This is a genomic window from Chengkuizengella sp. SCS-71B (genome assembly GCF_040100845.1).
Taxonomy (GTDB): Bacteria; Bacillota; Bacilli; order Paenibacillales; family KCTC-33759; genus Chengkuizengella.
In genome coordinates, this window is sequence record NZ_JAZHSH010000001.1 from 4,095,168 (window position 1) to 4,111,871 (window position 16,704).

Annotated in this window: 12 protein-coding genes and 2 rRNA genes; 2 read left to right on the top strand and 12 right to left on the bottom strand. The window is 38.4% G+C overall.

The features are described 5' to 3' along the window. Positions 1-35: 35 nt before the first annotated feature. The 3 genes from ispF to VQL36_RS20075 form a co-directional block, all read right to left on the bottom strand. Complete coding sequence (gene ispF / locus VQL36_RS20065) at positions 36-518, bottom strand: 2-C-methyl-D-erythritol 2,4-cyclodiphosphate synthase (protein ID WP_349250979.1); 483 nt, start codon at positions 516-518, stop codon at positions 36-38. Positions 519-544: 26 nt separating this feature from the next. Next, positions 545-1,258, bottom strand: coding sequence for a 2-C-methyl-D-erythritol 4-phosphate cytidylyltransferase (gene ispD, locus VQL36_RS20070; protein ID WP_349250980.1), 714 nt, complete (start codon positions 1,256-1,258; stop codon positions 545-547). 81 nt (positions 1,259-1,339) lie between these two features. Continuing rightward, positions 1,340-2,407: a PIN/TRAM domain-containing protein gene (locus VQL36_RS20075; protein ID WP_349250981.1), complete on the bottom strand. Its 1,068-nt coding sequence runs from the start codon at positions 2,405-2,407 to the stop codon at positions 1,340-1,342. A 183-nt stretch (positions 2,408-2,590) separates the two neighbouring features. Between VQL36_RS20075 and VQL36_RS20080 the strand changes: the two genes are divergently transcribed. After that, positions 2,591-2,977 carry a DUF1573 domain-containing protein gene (locus VQL36_RS20080; RefSeq protein WP_349250982.1) on the top strand — a complete coding sequence of 129 codons (387 nt, stop codon included), beginning with the start codon at positions 2,591-2,593 and terminating at the stop codon, positions 2,975-2,977. 102 nt (positions 2,978-3,079) lie between these two features. Here the strand turns inward: VQL36_RS20080 and pssA are convergent, their stop codons facing one another. The 3 genes from pssA to radA all read right to left on the bottom strand — a co-directional run bounded on the left by pssA (position 3,080) and on the right by radA (position 6,428). After that, positions 3,080-3,802 carry a CDP-diacylglycerol--serine O-phosphatidyltransferase gene (gene pssA / locus VQL36_RS20085; RefSeq protein WP_349250983.1) on the bottom strand — a complete coding sequence of 241 codons (723 nt, stop codon included), beginning with the start codon at positions 3,800-3,802 and terminating at the stop codon, positions 3,080-3,082. A 120-nt stretch (positions 3,803-3,922) separates the two neighbouring features. Beyond that, entirely contained in the window at positions 3,923-4,999 is a 1,077-nt protein-coding gene (gene disA, locus VQL36_RS20090; protein WP_349250984.1) for a DNA integrity scanning diadenylate cyclase DisA, read from the bottom strand. Positions 5,000-5,060: 61 nt separating this feature from the next. Beyond that, the gene (radA, locus tag VQL36_RS20095) at positions 5,061-6,428 is read right to left on the bottom strand and encodes a DNA repair protein RadA (RefSeq protein WP_349250985.1); all 1,368 of its coding nucleotides are present in this window, start codon (positions 6,426-6,428) and stop codon (positions 5,061-5,063) included. Positions 6,429-6,593: 165 nt separating this feature from the next. Between radA and fabV the strand changes: the two genes are divergently transcribed. Beyond that, complete coding sequence (gene fabV / locus VQL36_RS20100; RefSeq protein WP_349250986.1) at positions 6,594-7,775, top strand: enoyl-ACP reductase FabV; 1,182 nt, start codon at positions 6,594-6,596, stop codon at positions 7,773-7,775. Between the two features lie 139 nt (positions 7,776-7,914). On the opposite strand, the gene clpC is transcribed toward fabV, so the two are convergent. The 6 genes from clpC to VQL36_RS20130 form a co-directional block, all read right to left on the bottom strand. After that, positions 7,915-10,335 carry an ATP-dependent protease ATP-binding subunit ClpC gene (clpC, locus tag VQL36_RS20105; RefSeq protein ID WP_349250987.1) on the bottom strand — a complete coding sequence of 807 codons (2,421 nt, stop codon included), beginning with the start codon at positions 10,333-10,335 and terminating at the stop codon, positions 7,915-7,917. 38 nt (positions 10,336-10,373) lie between these two features. After that, positions 10,374-11,390, bottom strand: coding sequence for a protein arginine kinase (locus tag VQL36_RS20110; protein WP_413789583.1), 1,017 nt, complete (start codon positions 11,388-11,390; stop codon positions 10,374-10,376). An 82-nt stretch (positions 11,391-11,472) separates the two neighbouring features. Then, the gene (locus tag VQL36_RS20115) at positions 11,473-11,991 is read right to left on the bottom strand and encodes a UvrB/UvrC motif-containing protein (protein WP_349250989.1); all 519 of its coding nucleotides are present in this window, start codon (positions 11,989-11,991) and stop codon (positions 11,473-11,475) included. 15 nt (positions 11,992-12,006) lie between these two features. Further along, positions 12,007-12,468, bottom strand: a complete 462-nt coding sequence (locus VQL36_RS20120; RefSeq protein ID WP_349250990.1) for a CtsR family transcriptional regulator — start codon at positions 12,466-12,468, stop codon at positions 12,007-12,009. A 791-nt stretch (positions 12,469-13,259) separates the two neighbouring features. After that, positions 13,260-13,376: ribosomal RNA gene (rrf, locus tag VQL36_RS20125) — 5S ribosomal RNA — on the bottom strand. Positions 13,377-13,579: 203 nt separating this feature from the next. Then, positions 13,580-16,514 (bottom strand): 23S ribosomal RNA (locus tag VQL36_RS20130). Between the last annotated feature and the right edge of the window lie 190 nt (positions 16,515-16,704).

The following is a 16,704-nucleotide window of genomic DNA, read 5'->3' on the forward strand; positions in this document are numbered from 1 at the left end:
GCTTTCTCCTCCTATATACTCTCCAATATTTCAAATCATAGCATATCTTTTGTTAAACAAACAACCGATAAAGCAGAGATCCCTTCACCTCTACCGTTGAATCCAAGCTTTTCAGTTGTTGTAGCTTTAACATTCACTTGTGATGGATCGGCTTCTAACAATCCAGAAATAACAGACACCATTTGTGGAATATATGGGGCCATTTTAGGTTTTTGCGCAATAATCGTTGCATCTACATTTCCCAGTTTAAATCCTTCATCCTTTACCATTTTCCATACTTCTTTCAATAATGCCTTACTATCAGCATCTTTAAATTCCTCTGAAGTATCTGGAAAATGCGTTCCAATATCCCCTTTACCAATTGCACCTAAGATAGCATCCGTTATGGCATGTAAAAGAACATCTGCATCAGAATGCCCTAACAGCCCTTTCTCATAGGGTATTTCCACCCCACCAATAATACAAGCTCGTCCCTCAACTAACTGATGCACATCAAATCCTTGCCCAATACGAATCATTATTATGTTCCCCTCTCCCCATAACCTTATTTCCCACCTATGTTGTTCGAAGTTGTTTTTTTAGCCAATATAAACTGAGCATACTCCAAATCATCAGGTGTTGTTATTTTTATATTTTGATAGTCTCCTGGAACTACATGAATTGAAGCACCTACCATCTCCATTAACATGGCATCGTCAGTTCCAAGTAACTTTTTTTCTTTTGCATACTCATGTGCCTTTAATAATTCTTTTAAACGAAAAACTTGTGGGGTTTGAATCGACCATAACTGTTTGCGATCTGGTGTTGACAATACATCCATATTCTCGTTCACAATTTTAATAGTATCTTTAACAGGAACAGCCAAAACCGCAGCACCTTTTTCCTCTGCTTTTCTCCAGCAAGACATGATGTCATTCACTGTTACAAATGGACGAACACCATCATGAATCATAACCCATTCAATGGATTCATCAAATGAACGAAGCCCTTTGTAAACTGAGTCCTGACGTTCCTTTCCCCCTGGAATCACACTGGTTACTTTATGAAGATGATATGTTTCTTTGTATGATTCAACCTGCTTTACATCTTCTGTTCCTACAACGACATGAATATGTTTTATTTCTTTTATATGATGAAATTGTTCTAAAGTATGTACAAGAATAGGTTTGTTTTGCAGCTCAATATACTGCTTGCTTTGTTCAGTTTTCATTCTTGTTCCCTTACCTGCTGAAACGATAACTACACCCAAATTTGACATCCAATCCCCACCTAAAACACAAAATAGAAATGTCCAAAATCATTACATGAACTTTGAACACTCCTATATATCATAATGTTTTTATAGCGCTTTTTCCAATAATTTTGGTTTAGCAAATATCATACGACCAGCAGAGGTTTGTAAAACACTAGTCACCAGCACCTCTATATTCGTTCCAATAAAATCACTTCCACCTTCCACCACAATCATAGTGCCATCGTCAAGATAGGCTACACCTTGTCCATTTTCTTTCCCATCTTTAATGACTTGCACCAACATTTCTTCACCTGGCAGTACAACAGGTTTTACAGCATTGGCAAGATCATTAATATTAAGAACTGAAACACCTTGCAGCTCACATACTTTGTTTAAATTATAATCATTTGTTACCACTTTACCCATTAGTACCTTTGCTAATTTCACTAACTTGGAATCTACTTCTGAAATCTCCTCGAAATCTCCTTCATAAATCAACACTTTTACGTCTAATTCTTTTTGAATTTTATTTAAAATATCCAACCCTCTACGTCCACGATTTCTTTTTAACAAATCTGAAGAATCAGCAATATGTTGTAATTCTTCCAGTACAAATTCAGGGATCACTAATGTTCCTTCCACAAAACCTGTTTTACATATATCTGCTATTCTGCCATCTATAATAACACTTGTATCTAATATTTTATGATCCCCAGCAAATCCTTCATTCTCCCTATTTTCCTTAGATTGATCTTTTCTCGATATGATGGAACTGATTTCCTCTTTTTTACTGAACCCAACTCTAAATCCCATATATCCTAAAATGACAGAGAAAATAATCGGAACAAAATTACCCATCCCATTAATTGTTGAAATAGCTGGATACAACATAACGGAGACAAGTAAACCGAAAATAAGTCCTACAATACCTGATAACAAGTGTGATAATGGAAGTCTAGCTAACTTCTCCTCCATCTTTTCAATCACATTATTATAAAAAAAGATTGCGATTAAAGAGATTAGGAAAAACAACAACATACCTGCTCCCATAATAATATATTGACTATTTTGTTGTGTTTCTAAGCCAATCAAGGATTCAAAAAAACGATTAAACCTATATCCTATTACACCTCCAATGATAACGAACCCTATTTGTATCAACCTTTTTAACATATAATAATTTCACCTCCTAGTTTCTTTAGAAAATCCCTCCTTACAATTATGAACCAAATTTTAACAACCTAATCTTTTTCAACTAATTTTCATCATATAATTTCGATTGAAACCTTTGAATTATTAGCATTTTTCTTATATAATGGAAATAAATGCAGCATAATGAGGTGAACTTTTAACGTTATGCAATTAAAACAATTTCAAAATCAAGTATCAGATCTACTTCTCCGTCACCGAAGTCTTATGGATGTATTATCAAAGTTTGATCAATCTAATTCATCCATACATCGCGCCGTTGTAAAAGCAGTTACAGAATGCGGTTGTATTGAAATTCAGGCACAAAAACAAACCTACTCTACAGAAATGACATTAGAACAGGCAAAGGAATTGCTTGAAAACCATCTACAGGGGCAAATGTGTGATCAATGTAAGGAAGCTGTGGTTTCAGAGCTTGGAAAGAATTTATTTTACATGTCTTCACTTTGTAATCTGTTAGATATTGATCTTGAAGATACGGTAAGTAAAGAATCTAAAAAATGTGCGACACTTGGTTTTTTTAATTTATCTTAAAAAGTAAGCCGTCCAACATTGGACGGTATTTTTTTAAGATTTCATAGTAAAAGACTTCAATAAAAAAAGAACCTTTTTCATTTTGAACAAGGTTCTTTTTTTTTAATTGTTTCGAGCTTCTTTGTATTTGTTTAATGCTGTTCTAATAACATCACTAGCGTTTTTTTTTAAGCCATATACTGCGTAAAAAATCAATGGGAGGAACAAGTATTTCGTATATCCTCCAAATTGTTCTGGTAATAAAATCACTAATATTACAATGGATACAACTAAAAACATAGCTACTAATAATGTATATCTAGAAATTCCTACTGTTTTTAAGCTTGGATATTTCACATTGCTCACCATTAATAAAGATAAAACAATCGTAATGACAACAAGTAAAATGGGATGAATACCTTCATGGAATAATGCCAACGAGCTCATGATTCCACCTGCTGCTGGAATAGGCAATCCGATAAAATGCTCCTTAACATCATCAGACACCACATTAAATCGTGCTAACCGGAGTGCACCACAGATTGGAAAAATAGCTGTTGCAATCCATCCTATGGTGTTCATTTCTTGGAAAGCCACAACATACATCAAAAAAGCTGGAGCAACCCCAAAGGAAATAACATCTGACAGAGAATCTAATTCTTTACCAAATTCACTCTGTACATTTAAAGCCCTTGCTACACGACCATCAATTCCATCCGTTAGTATTGCAATGATGACCAATAACGCAGCAATTTGGGGCTGATCATTAAACACAAATATGATAGAAGTTATTCCTATAAATAGATTTGCAACTGTAAATACACTCGGAAGTGATTTTGTAAACATGTTTTTCCACCTCAAATTAAATTACCCTTAAAACAAGGGAACAAACAGGGACAACCAACATTAAAAAACCTCACGGACTAAAAAAACAAAATACTAATCATTTGTATGATTGTATTGAAATTAAATATGTCTGTCAATAAATACTTGTTCTTGAATTCTTTTTAAACCTTCTTTAATAGCTCTCGCTCGTACTTCTCCAATTCCATCTACCTCATCCAATTCCTCAATCGTAGCCATTAATATATAGGGTAGATTTTTAAAGTTTTGAATTAGGTTCATAACGATAACCGTTGGTATTCTCGGAATTTTGTTTAACATACGGAATCCTCTTGGAGAAATAGTTTCTTCTAAAGAAACATTTGACTTGAATGTTCCTATGATACGTAAAATGTTTTGGTGCTCTAATAAATCATCATCGGTTAATTTTTTAAGATTTTGTTTGACATCTTGAATGAAATCTTCATCTATATCCTTACAATAATCTTTCAAAAGTAAATAAGCCTCTTCATCTACTGTTGCAACTAACTCATCCAACTGCATACTAATTAAACGCCCTTCAGATCCTAATTCAACAATATACTTTTTGATTTCTGCTTTGATTCTGAGCACCATTTCTAATCGTTGGATAACATTCGTAACATCATGTAAAGTCACTAACTCCTCAAATTCTAACGCACTTAAGTTTGTTAATGATTGATCCAATACCGCTTTATATTTTTCAAGCGTTTGAATAGCCTGATTTGCTTTTGTTAAAATCACGCCAATATCTTTTAATGAATAACGTAATTTCCCTTGATATAAGGTGATTATGTTTCTTCTTTGTGATATAGATATCACTAGTTTTCTTGTTTGATTGGCAACTCTCTCCGCCGTACGATGTCGAATGCCAGTTTCAGTTGATGGAATGGAGGGATCAGGATTTAATTGCGTATTTGCATATAATATCCGTTTAATATCCTCACTTAAGATAATCGCTCCATCCATTTTTGCCAGTTCATATAAATTGTTAGGCGAAAAGTCACTATTTATGGAAAATCCTCCGTCTACTAGCTCCATAATTTCGGGAGTACAACCTACAACAATTAATGCACCTGTTTTTGCACGCAGTACATTTTCCAATCCATCTCTAAAAGGAGTACCCGGAGCGACTAACCTTAGGATTTGGCTAACGACATCTAGTTGTTTCTCTTCCTGCATAAGACGACGCACCCCCTTACTTATCCTCGCAGTCTTATTCTGTTTATATATAAACAGTACTTCATTGTAAAGCCATTTCAAGTGCTTGTGAAACATTTCGAACGCCAATAATCTCAATATTTTTAGGAGGCGTCCATCCTTTTAAACTATTTTCTGGAACGATCATTCGTTTAAAACCTAATTTTTGGGCTTCTTTCACACGTTCTTCCATTCTAGAAACAGCCCTTACCTCTCCTGTTAAACCAATCTCACCACAGACCACATCATACGGACGTGTTGGTTGATCTTTAAAGCTCGACACAATACTAACAGCGAGCGCCAAGTCAATGGCGGGCTCATCTAGTTTAACACCACCTGCTACATTTAAAAAAGCGTCTTGATTTTGCAAAAACAATCCCATTCTTTTTTCTAAAACTGCCATGATGAGTGATAGTCTATTATGATCCACACCCGTAGTCATTCTGCGAGGCGCTGGAAAATTAGTTGATGAGATTAGAGCCTGAATTTCAACTAAAATAGGACGAGTACCTTCCATGCTGGAAACGACAATTGAGCCAGATACGCCTAAGGGTCTTTCTGATAAAAACAATTCAGAAGGATTACTAACCTCAACAAGTCCCAATTCCTTCATTTCAAATATACCCATTTCATTTGTGGAACCAAAACGGTTTTTCACCGCTCTTAGAATTCGAAAGGCATGCTGCTTTTCACCTTCAAAATAAAGTACACAATCCACCATATGTTCAAGCATTCTAGGCCCGGCAATTGCCCCCTCTTTTGTAACATGACCTACTAATACAGTTGCAATACCTTTATTCTTAGCTATTCTCATAAAGGCACTTGTACATTCACGAACCTGTGAAACACTTCCTGGTGCTGATTCTAACATGGGCTGATAAACTGTCTGAATCGAATCAATAACTAAAAAATCAGGCTCCACTTGCTGTACAGCATCTTCAATCGAATCCATATTAGTCTCACAAAGAACATACAAATCTTCTGATAAAACACCTAATCGATCTGCTCGAAGTTTTAATTGTTTGACGGATTCTTCGCCGGAAATATAAAGGACCTTACATTTTTTTAGCACTAAAGCATGTGATATTTGCAATAAAAGAGTAGATTTACCTATGCCTGGATCTCCACCTACTAATATAAGTGAACCCGGTACAACCCCTCCGCCAAATACACGGTCTAATTCTTTAAAATCTGTTAAAATCCTCGGTTCCTTTGCACCTTCAATTTTTAAAATGGATGTGGCTTTTTCCTGTGATATATAATTAGATTCCTTCATCCCTTTGGTTTTAATTTGTTTTACTGTTTCCTCTACAAGACTATTCCATGATGAACACCCTGGACATTTACCCATCCATTTTGGAGATTCATAGCCGCAATGCTGACATGTATATTTCACTTTGTTTTTTGCCATTTTGTAGACCAACCCTTAAATGTAATTCATAAGTGTGAATATTACTTCAAAGTTTACCATTTTGTTCAAAAACTGAAAAGAGCATTCGATTAAAGTAAAGGGTGACTTATTTCTCAAATGAATTATAATAATAATTATATGCAAGTATATGGAGGGAAATTTAATATGATCGTAAAACCGAAAATTAGAGGTTTCATCTGTACAACCGCTCATCCTACAGGATGTGAAAAAAATGTGTTAAATCAAATCAATTACGTAAAAAAACAATCAAAAATAGATGGACCGAAAAAAGTTCTTGTCATAGGTTCGTCCCAAGGGTTTGGTTTATCATCACGTATAGTTTCAACTTTTGGAGCTGGAGCAGACACAATTGGTGTTTATTTTGAAAAACCCGCTTCTGAAAATAAAACAGCATCAGCTGGATGGTACAATAATATCGCTTTTGAAAATGAGGCTAATCAAGCAGGGTATTATGCTAAGAGTTTTAATGGTGATGCTTTTTCAGATGAAATTAAAAAAGAAACGATAGACCTTATAAAAAAAGATTTTGGAAAAGTAGATTTAGTCGTATACAGCTTAGCCTCACCTCGACGAGTTGATCCAAAAACTGGTGACATATATAATTCAGTGATTAAACCAACGAAAGCTGCGTATACAAATAAAACTGTAAATACCCAAAAAGGTATCGTATCTGAAATCACTGTAGATCCGTCGACTGAAGAAGAAATAGAACAAACAATCAAAGTCATGGGTGGGGAAGACTGGCAGCTATGGATTGAAGCTTTAGATAACGCTGATGTCCTAGCGGAAGGGTTTACAACTGTCGCTTATAATTACATAGGTCCAGAAGTTACACATGCAATATATAAAAAAGGAACCATTGGAAAAGCTAAAGAACATTTAGATCAAACTGCTCATCATTTAAACGAACAACTCAAATCCATTAATGGTAGAGCATTTGTATCCGTCAATAAAGCATTGGTCACACAGTCTAGTTCTGCCATTCCCGTAGTTCCTTTATATATATCTCTCTTATATAAAGTCATGAAGGAAAAAGGACTTCATGAAGGGTGTATCGAGCAAATGTATAGACTTTTTAATGAAAACCTCTATACAACATCTCCAAAACCTTTAGATGAAGAAGGACGTATTCGTATAGACGATTGGGAAATGAAAGAGGACGTTCAAGATAAAGTTTCCGCATTATGGAATGACGTTAATACAGATACTTTGGAACAGCTTTCTGATATTGAAGGTTACCGCAAAGAATTTCTACAAATTTTTGGATTTGCTTTTGATGGGGTAGACTATGAAGCAGAAGTAGATCCTATGTTCCAAAAGAAGTAACTTAAACAAATATACGTGGTAAGCACCTCTACATAGAGACAGTGCTTACCTTTTTTTATAACAAAAACCCGAATTTTTGTTAATATTGAAAATCCAAAAATTCGGGTTGCAATTTGTGCTTTATTGATAGATCATGATATTATTTCTGAACTAGTAACTCTCCATCTTTTTCATCAATGATGATCGCGCCACCTTTGGTGATATTCCCTTTTAGAAGCTCCTCTGACAATCGATCCTCAATATGTTTTTGGATAGCTCTACGTAAAGGTCTAGCACCGTACATTGGATCGTAACCTTCTTTAGCAAGGAAGGCTTTGGCTGAATCGGTTAATGTAAAGTCTACTTCCTGCTCTTTTAGACGTTTGCGAAGTTCTTCTGACATCAGTGTTACGATTTCTGCAATGTGTTTTTCTTCAAGTGAATGGAACACAATCGACTCATCAATACGATTTAAAAACTCAGGACGGAAGCTTTTTTTCAATTCTTCGATCACTTTGTCCTTCATATTATTATAATCTCTACCTGCATCACTAGCAGCTGTAAACCCTAATGAAGAATTTTTCTTAATCGTATCTGCACCCACGTTTGAAGTCATGATGATTAAAGTATTTCTAAAATCAACTACACGACCTTTAGAATCTGTTAAACGTCCATCTTCTAAAACTTGCAATAAAACATTAAATACTTCTGGATGTGCTTTTTCTATCTCATCAAGTAATACAACAGAATAAGGTTTACGACGTACCATTTCTGTTAATTGACCACCTTCATCATAACCAACATATCCTGGAGGTGCTCCAACTAATCTTGAGGTAGAGTGTTTTTCCATATATTCTGACATGTCGATTCGTAAAGTGGCATTTTCATCACCAAATAGTGCTTCTGCCAAAGCTCTAGCTAATTCGGTTTTCCCAACCCCTGTTGGACCTAGGAAAATGAATGAGCCCATTGGTCTTTTTGGATCTTTCAAACCTGCTCTTGCTCTACGAATGGAACGACTGACTGATTTAACTGCTTCATCTTGCCCTATCACTCTCTCGTGTAAAATGGACTCCATTTTTAATAATCGTTCTGTTTCTTCTTCTGCAAGTTTGCTAACTGGAATTCCTGTCCAGCTAGCTACAACTTGAGCAATATCCTCAGGTGTAACTTCAGAATCGGTACTGCTTTGTTCTTCTTTCCATTCTTTTTTCGTTGAGTCCAACTCTTCGCGCAGCTTTTGCTCTGTATCTCTTAATCCAGCCGCTTTTTCAAATTCTTGACTTTGTACTGCAGCATCTTTTTCTTTTCGTATATCCTCTAGTTTGCTTTCTAACTGTTTTAAATCTGGTGGTACTGTATATGAGCGGAGCCTTACTTTCGAACCTGCTTCATCAATTAAATCAATGGCTTTATCTGGGAGAAATCGATCCGTAATATATCGATCTGAAAGTTTAACTGCTTCTTCAATTGCATCGTCTGTAATTTTCACACGATGATGTGCTTCATAACGATCACGTAAACCGTATAAAATCTGAATTGCTTCTTCAGTTGATGGTTGATCTACTGTTATCGGCTGGAAACGTCTTTCTAAAGCAGCATCCTTTTCAATGTATTTTCTATACTCATCTAAAGTTGTAGCACCGATACATTGCAATTCCCCTCGAGCTAAAGAAGGTTTTAAAATGTTGGACGCATCTATAGCCCCTTCAGCGCCTCCTGCCCCAATTAGTGTGTGAAGCTCATCTATAAACAATATGATATTGCCTGCTTGACGAATCTCTTCCATAATTTTTTTCAGACGATCCTCAAATTCACCACGATATTTAGTCCCAGCTACAACAGAACCCATATCTAATGTCATGACTCTCTTATCACGAAGTGTTTCAGGAATCTCATTATGAATAATTTTTTGTGCAAGTCCTTCAGCAATTGCGGTTTTACCTACACCTGGTTCACCAATTAATACTGGATTATTTTTTGTTCTTCTACTTAGTACCTGAATGACACGTTCAATTTCTTTATTTCTCCCTATGACAGGGTCCAAATTATCTTCTTTAGCAATAGCTGTTAAATCTCTAGCTAAACCATCCAATGTAGGTGTATTTGCACTTGTTGTGGAATTATGACTGGATGATGAACTCTCACTGCTTCCTAACAACTGTAAAACTTTTTGGCGGGCTTTATTTAAATTGATCCCTAAATTACTAAGTACCCTTGCTGCAACACCTTCACCCTCACGAATAAGACCTAATAAAATATGCTCAGTTCCTACATACGTATGACCTAATTTTCTTGCTTCATCCATTGAAAGCTCAATCACCTTTTTAGCTCTTGGTGTATAAGCTATGTTTGAAGGTTGTTCCTTTCCTCTTCCAATCAAGCTTTCTACTTCATCCTGTATCTTTTCTAAACTTAATCCTAATGAAACGATGGCTTTAGCAGCAATCCCTTCTCCTTCTCGAATCAAACCTAATAAAATATGTTCAGTTCCAATATTGTTATGGCCTAAACGAACTGCTTCTTCCTGAGCTAATGCGAGCACTTTTTGCGCTCGTTCTGTAAATCTACCAAACATCATAATGATATACACCTCCATATATTTAGTTCATTTATTTATTATTTTGTAATTCTTTCTCTAATCATCTCAGCCCTTAAAACGTCTCTTTCATCAGGGGAAAGTTTTTTACTTGCATATTGTTGTAAAAAACCTGGCTGAGTCATAATCATTAATTCATTTAAAACATTCGCTGATACATTAGATATTAAACCTAGATCTATCCCTAATCTAACGTCTGAGAGACGCTGTGCAGCTTCATTCGAATCCATAATTTGTGCATAAGACAAAATTCCATATGAACGATTAACTCGATCTAATAAAAACGTCTTTGACTCAGATAACATCTTCGTCCTTGCTGTTCTTTCGTGATCAATAATTTGTTTAACTACACTATATAAATTGTGAATAATCTCTGACTCTGATTGTCCTAAGGTAATTTGATTAGATATCTGAAACAGATTTCCTAAAGACTCACTACCTTCACCATATAATCCTCTAACCGCTAAACCAACTTGACTTACTGCCGTAAGTATTCTATTGATTTGCTGTGTAAGTACTAATGCTGGAAGGTGAAGCATTACAGAAGCTCTGATCCCTGTGCCAACATTCGTTGGACAACTTGTCAGATATCCTCTTTTCTCGTCAAAAGCATAATTTAACTTCGCTTCAAAAATATCATCAATATGATTAGCTAGTTCCCATGCTTCATTTATTTGAAAACCTGGAAACAAACACTGAATGCGAATATGGTCTTCCTCATTAATCATAATGCTAATGGACTCATTTTCACTGAGAATCACTGCTCCATTACGTGATTCCTCTGCCAAATTAGGACTGATCAAGTGTTTCTCAACTAAAACTTTACTTTCCAAACTATTTATTTCAGAAAGTGGAATTCGTTCAAAATTACTAATCATTTTTAGATCTTCATCATGAACTACATCAGATACTTTTTCTAATACTTCTTCAGATTGTTGATTGGTTGAAAGCATTGGAAACGGATAGTGGGTTAAATTCCTAGCCAAACGAATTCTACTGCTAATTACAATGTCAGAGTCTGCTCCTTCACCCTTCATCCATTCACTTAATGCATCCTCAATAAATCTTTCTAAAGACAATCCTAATCCCCCCTAGAATTAAGGTTGAACTTATTTAAAATTATGCCTCTGATATTTTCTGCTCTAAACCGCGAATTTCATCACGAAGTTTTGCTGCCTCTTCAAATTCTTCAAGATCAATTTTAGATTGAAGTTCTTTTTTTAGATCTTTGATTTGACGTTTATATTTTATTTTCCCACCAGATATCTTCGGAATTTTACCAACATGAACTGAATTTCCATGGACTCTTTTAAGCAGTGGGTTTAATTGATCTGAAAAATGATTATAACAAAAACTACAACCAAAACGCCCTATCTTTCTAAACTGAGGATATGTGAGTCCGCAATTTTCACATCGAATCACTTTTTTCTCTTGTTTTACATTTTGACCCATGGATGGTTCAAATTCCAAAATGCCTGATAATAAATTGTGTATTGAGAACCCATTGGGTGCACCAGGAATAGAATCACCCTTCTCCCTAGCACAAGACTCGCACAAATGAAACTCTGTTTTTTCACCATTTACAATTTTAGTGAAATGTAATGCTGCTGGTTTGTTACCGCACTCTTGACATATCACACGACCAAACCTCCCCTATTTACTAATTAAAGAAACGAGCATGGCTTTCAAAACTTTTGCTCTAATTTCATCTCTTAAGGGTAACTTTAATGTTAATACATCTCTTGTAATTGCAGCTCTAAATAAATTTGCTTCACGGGCACTAATAATTCCCCTATCTTCAAGTTGATAAATGAGCCCTTCTGCTGCAGATTGATCTATTTGCTGACCAATCGTTTGAAATATATGATTCTGAAGAGATGAATTTGATGGGAACATTACTTTTTGTATTCGAATGTATCCGCCACCACCTCGTTTACTCTGAACTAAATAACCTTTTTCCAAAGTGAACCGAGTACTAATGACGTAGTTGATTTGAGAAGGAACACAATTAAACTGATCTGCTAAATCGTTCCGTTGGATTTCAACGACCTTCTCTTCGCTTTCATGCAAAATATGTTTCAGATATTGTTCAATAATATCGGAAATATTACGCATTTATCAGTTCCCCCAAGCATTCACATTGTTTGACTTTTGTCAGTTTGACTGACTTTGACTTTCTTTGACCTTATAACTATTATACCCAATTATGTTTATTTTGCAAATGTATTCAAATCGTTTTTTCCATCACAGTGTACTATTATTTACAAAAAGTGTGAAATTCATGACCAATTATAGGTTTTTTAAATCATTTTATTTATTAAAAATTTGATTTATAAATATTTTAATGTAAAAAGTTTAGATGGAACTTCTCCTCTGTCTCTGCCATTGAACTCGTTTAAACAAAATTTAAACATCAAGGGAAATCAGGTGGAGACTCTACTCCGCCTAATTTGAAAATATCACCTATAGAGATGACGTCTGTACGTAAAATATTTTGGATCAACGAGTTTTACAGATTTTGTGGGTGTAAATAAAACCTCCGTTTAAAGTTCAATCAATTAATTTGAACTGCTTCAGTAAAAGGTTTAGGGAGAGCTGTTTAAAAGTTTAAAATAAAGGGAATTCATGGTCTTAAGTATCCAAAAAGGAGCTTAGTTATTTAAATAGAGGACTTTGATGGTCTTATTTCTAGCATTATCGTTCAATTTATCTCTTTTTATTAGAAAATAGCTAAAATAAGACCGTTTTTTCCCTCTAATATCTAATAGAATTCTGAAATAAGCAAAATAAGACCCTTCATTCCCTCTAATCCACTCTATCTCAAAGAAAACGCAAGTCACTATGAGAGTTCTTCCGAAAAACAAAAAGACACCATAGTGAAAGTATCACTACAGTGTCTTTGGTTAGCTTGGCAACGTCCTACTCTCCCAGGACCTTGCGGTCCAAGTACCATCGGCGCTGGAGGGCTTAACGGTCGTGTTCGGTATGGGAACGCGTGGTACCCCTCCGCCATCATCACCAAACGTGTAAATAATTAATGAAGGTCGACTAAGTTCGGACACATCCATGTGACCAACGTCGACATCAATTCATCCTTGAATTGAAAAACTAGATGCGAAACAAAGATAAGCATGGAATCTTTTCCCTAAGCAATGTTTGCTCGGGGTACCCGAAAAAGTACTCGAATTCACCTGTAAAGGTTAATCTCCACTTTTTGGGGTATATCTTGGATAAGCCCTCGACCGATTAGTATTCGTCAGCTCCATGCATTGCTGCACTTCCACCCCGAACCTATCAACCTCGTCGTCTTCAAGGGGTCTTACTAAATTGGGAAATCTCATCTTGAGGGGGGCTTCACGCTTAGATGCTTTCAGCGCTTATCCCTTCCGTACTTGGCTACCCAGCTATGCTTCTGGCGAAACAACTGGTACACCAGCGGTACGTCCATCCCGGTCCTCTCGTACTAAGGACAGCTCCTCTCAAATTTCCTACGCCCACGACAGATAGGGACCGAACTGTCTCACGACGTTCTGAACCCAGCTCGCGTACCGCTTTAATGGGCGAACAGCCCAACCCTTGGGACCTACTTCAGCCCCAGGATGCGATGAGCCGACATCGAGGTGCCAAACCTCCCCGTCGATGTGGACTCTTGGGGGAGATAAGCCTGTTATCCCCAGGGTAGCTTTTATCCGTTGAGCGATGGCCCTTCCATTCGGTACCACCGGATCACTAAGCCCGACTTTCGTCCCTGCTCGACCTGTACGTCTTGCAGTCAAGCTCCCTTATGCCTTTGCACTCTTCGAATGATTTCCAACCATTCTGAGGGAACCTTAGGGCGCCTCCGTTACGCTTTAGGAGGCGACCGCCCCAGTCAAACTACCCGCCTGACACGGTCCCCGACCCTGATTCAAGGGCCTAGGTTAGAACTCGAATACGATCAGGGTGGTATCCCAAGGGCGCCTCCACCGATGCTTGCGCACCAGCTTCCAAGGCTCCCACCTATCCTGTACAAATCGTACCCCAGTTCAATATCAGGTTGTAGTAAAGCTCCATGGGGTCTTTCCGTCTTGTCGCGGGTAACCAGCATCTTCACTGGTATTAAAATTTCACCGGATCTCTCGTTGAGACAGCGCCCAAATCGTTACGCCATTCGTGCGGGTCAGAATTTACCTGACAAGGAATTTCGCTACCTTAGGACCGTTATAGTTACGGCCGCCGTTTACTGGGGCTTCGGTTCATAGCTTCGCCTAAAACGGCTAACCATTCCCCTTAACCTTCCAGCACCGGGCAGGCGTCAGCCCGTATACTTCGCCTTACGGCTTCGCACAGACCTGTGTTTTTGCTAAACAGTCGCTTGGGCCTTTTCACTGCGGCTCCCTCGGGCTATACACCCTAACGGAGCACCCCTTCTCCCGAAGTTACGGGGTCATTTTGCCGAGTTCCTTAACGAGAGTTCTTCCGCGCGCCTTAGAATTCTCTTCTCGCCTACCTGTGTCGGTTTGCGGTACGGGCACCTTCACCTGGCTAGAGGCTTTTCTTGGCAGCATGAGTGCGAGTTCTTCGGTACTACAATTTTCCCTCCTCATCACAGCTCAGCCTTATCAGTGTGCGGATTTGCCTACACACCAGCCTTACTGCTTGAACAGACTTATCCATCAGTCTGCAACTGTTCCCTTCTGCGTCACCCCAATTGCTCATAACGGTTTACGGTGGTACAGGAATTTCAACCTGTTGTCCTTCGATTACGCCTTTCGGCCTCACCTTAGGTCCCGACTTACCCTGAGCGGACGAGCCTTCCTCAGGAAACCTTGGGCTTTCGGCGGACAAGATTCTCACTTGTCTTTTCGTTACTTATACCGGCATTCTCACTTGTGTACAGTCCAGCACTCCTTACGGTATACCTTCAATCCATACACAACGCTCCCCTACCCCTGATACCATTGTATCAAGCCATAGCTTCGGTGGTGTGTTTAGCCCCGTTACATTTTCGGCGCAGAGTCACTCGACCAGTGAGCTATTACGCACTCTTTCAATGGTGGCTGCTTCTAAGCCAACATCCTGGTTGTCTGTGCAACTCCACATCCTTTCCCACTTAACACACACTTGGGGACCTTAGCTGATGGTCTGGGCTGTTTCCCTTTTGACGATGGATCTTAGCACTCACCGTCTGACTCCTGGGGTTTAAAGTCTATGGCATTCGGAGTTTGACTGAGCTTGGTAACCCTTGACGGGCCCCGCACCCAATCAGTGCTCTACCTCCACGACTCACCCCCAAGGCTAGCCCTAAAGCTATTTCGGGGAGAACCAGCTATTTCCGAGTTCGATTGGAATTTCTCCGCTACCCCCACCTCATCCCCTCATTTTTCAACATAAGTGGGTTCGGGCCTCCAGTGAGTGTTACCTCACCTTCACCCTGGACAGGGGTAGATCACACGGTTTCGGGTCTACGTCAACATACTCATACCGCCCTATTCAGACTCGCTTTCGCTGCGGCTCCAGCTCTTCACTTTAACCTTGCATGCTAACGTAACTCGCCGGTTCATTCTACAAAAGGCACGCCATCACCCATTAAACGGGCTCTGACTTCTTGTAAGCACACGGTTTCAGGTTCTATTTCACTCCCCTCCCGGGGTCCTTTTCACCTTTCCCTCACGGTACTGCTTCACTATCGGTCGCTAGGGAGTATTTAGCCTTGGCAGATGGTCCTGCCAGATTCATACGGGGTTTCACGTGCCCCGCACTACTCGGGATCCACTCCGGAGAGAATGATTTTTTAGTTACAGGACTTTTACCCTCTTTGGTTCGCCTTTCCAGACGCTTCACCTAAATCATTCCTTTGTAACTCCATGTGGAGTGTCCCACAACCCCAACAGGCAAGCCTGTTGGTTTGGGCTAATCCGCGTTCGCTCGCCGCTACTGACGGAATCACTTTTGTTTTCTCTTCCTCAGGGTACTTAGATGTTTCAGTTCCCCTGGTCTGCCTCCGCTAGACCTATGTATTCAGTCTAGGGTACGTACCTATTACAGTACGTGGGTTCCCCCATTCGGACATCCCCGGATCGAGGTCTGCTTACGACTCCCCGAGGCATTTCGTTGTTCGCCACGTCCTTCTTCGGCTCCTAGCGCCTAGGCATCCTCCGTGTGCTCTTAATAGCTTAACCATTAAGTTCGATGTTTTATATGATCACTCATAATTGAGAATTCCATTTGCTAATTAATGCTTCTTTGCTTTCGCTATCTAGTTTTCAAGGAACATCAGTCGCTTGATCCACCTTTGTGGTGTTTTTTGCGACAAAAAATATCTTACCACATCTGCTTTTCTTCAGTCAACCGTTTTTTCAAACCATTTCT

Coding starts and splice junctions, on each gene's coding strand:
- ispF (WP_349250979.1), bottom strand. CDS start 518: ATGATTCGTATTGGGCAAGGATTTGATGTGCATCAGTTAGTTGAGGGA.
- ispD (WP_349250980.1), bottom strand. CDS start 1,258: ATGTCAAATTTGGGTGTAGTTATCGTTTCAGCAGGTAAGGGAACAAGA.
- VQL36_RS20075 (WP_349250981.1), bottom strand. CDS start 2,407: ATGTTAAAAAGGTTGATACAAATAGGGTTCGTTATCATTGGAGGTGTA.
- VQL36_RS20080 (WP_349250982.1), top strand. CDS start 2,591: ATGCAATTAAAACAATTTCAAAATCAAGTATCAGATCTACTTCTCCGT.
- pssA (WP_349250983.1), bottom strand. CDS start 3,802: ATGTTTACAAAATCACTTCCGAGTGTATTTACAGTTGCAAATCTATTT.
- disA (WP_349250984.1), bottom strand. CDS start 4,999: ATGCAGGAAGAGAAACAACTAGATGTCGTTAGCCAAATCCTAAGGTTA.
- radA (WP_349250985.1), bottom strand. CDS start 6,428: ATGGCAAAAAACAAAGTGAAATATACATGTCAGCATTGCGGCTATGAA.
- fabV (WP_349250986.1), top strand. CDS start 6,594: ATGATCGTAAAACCGAAAATTAGAGGTTTCATCTGTACAACCGCTCAT.
- clpC (WP_349250987.1), bottom strand. CDS start 10,335: ATGATGTTTGGTAGATTTACAGAACGAGCGCAAAAAGTGCTCGCATTA.
- VQL36_RS20110 (WP_413789583.1), bottom strand. CDS start 11,390: ATGAAGGGTGAAGGAGCAGACTCTGACATTGTAATTAGCAGTAGAATT.
- VQL36_RS20120 (WP_349250990.1), bottom strand. CDS start 12,468: ATGCGTAATATTTCCGATATTATTGAACAATATCTGAAACATATTTTG.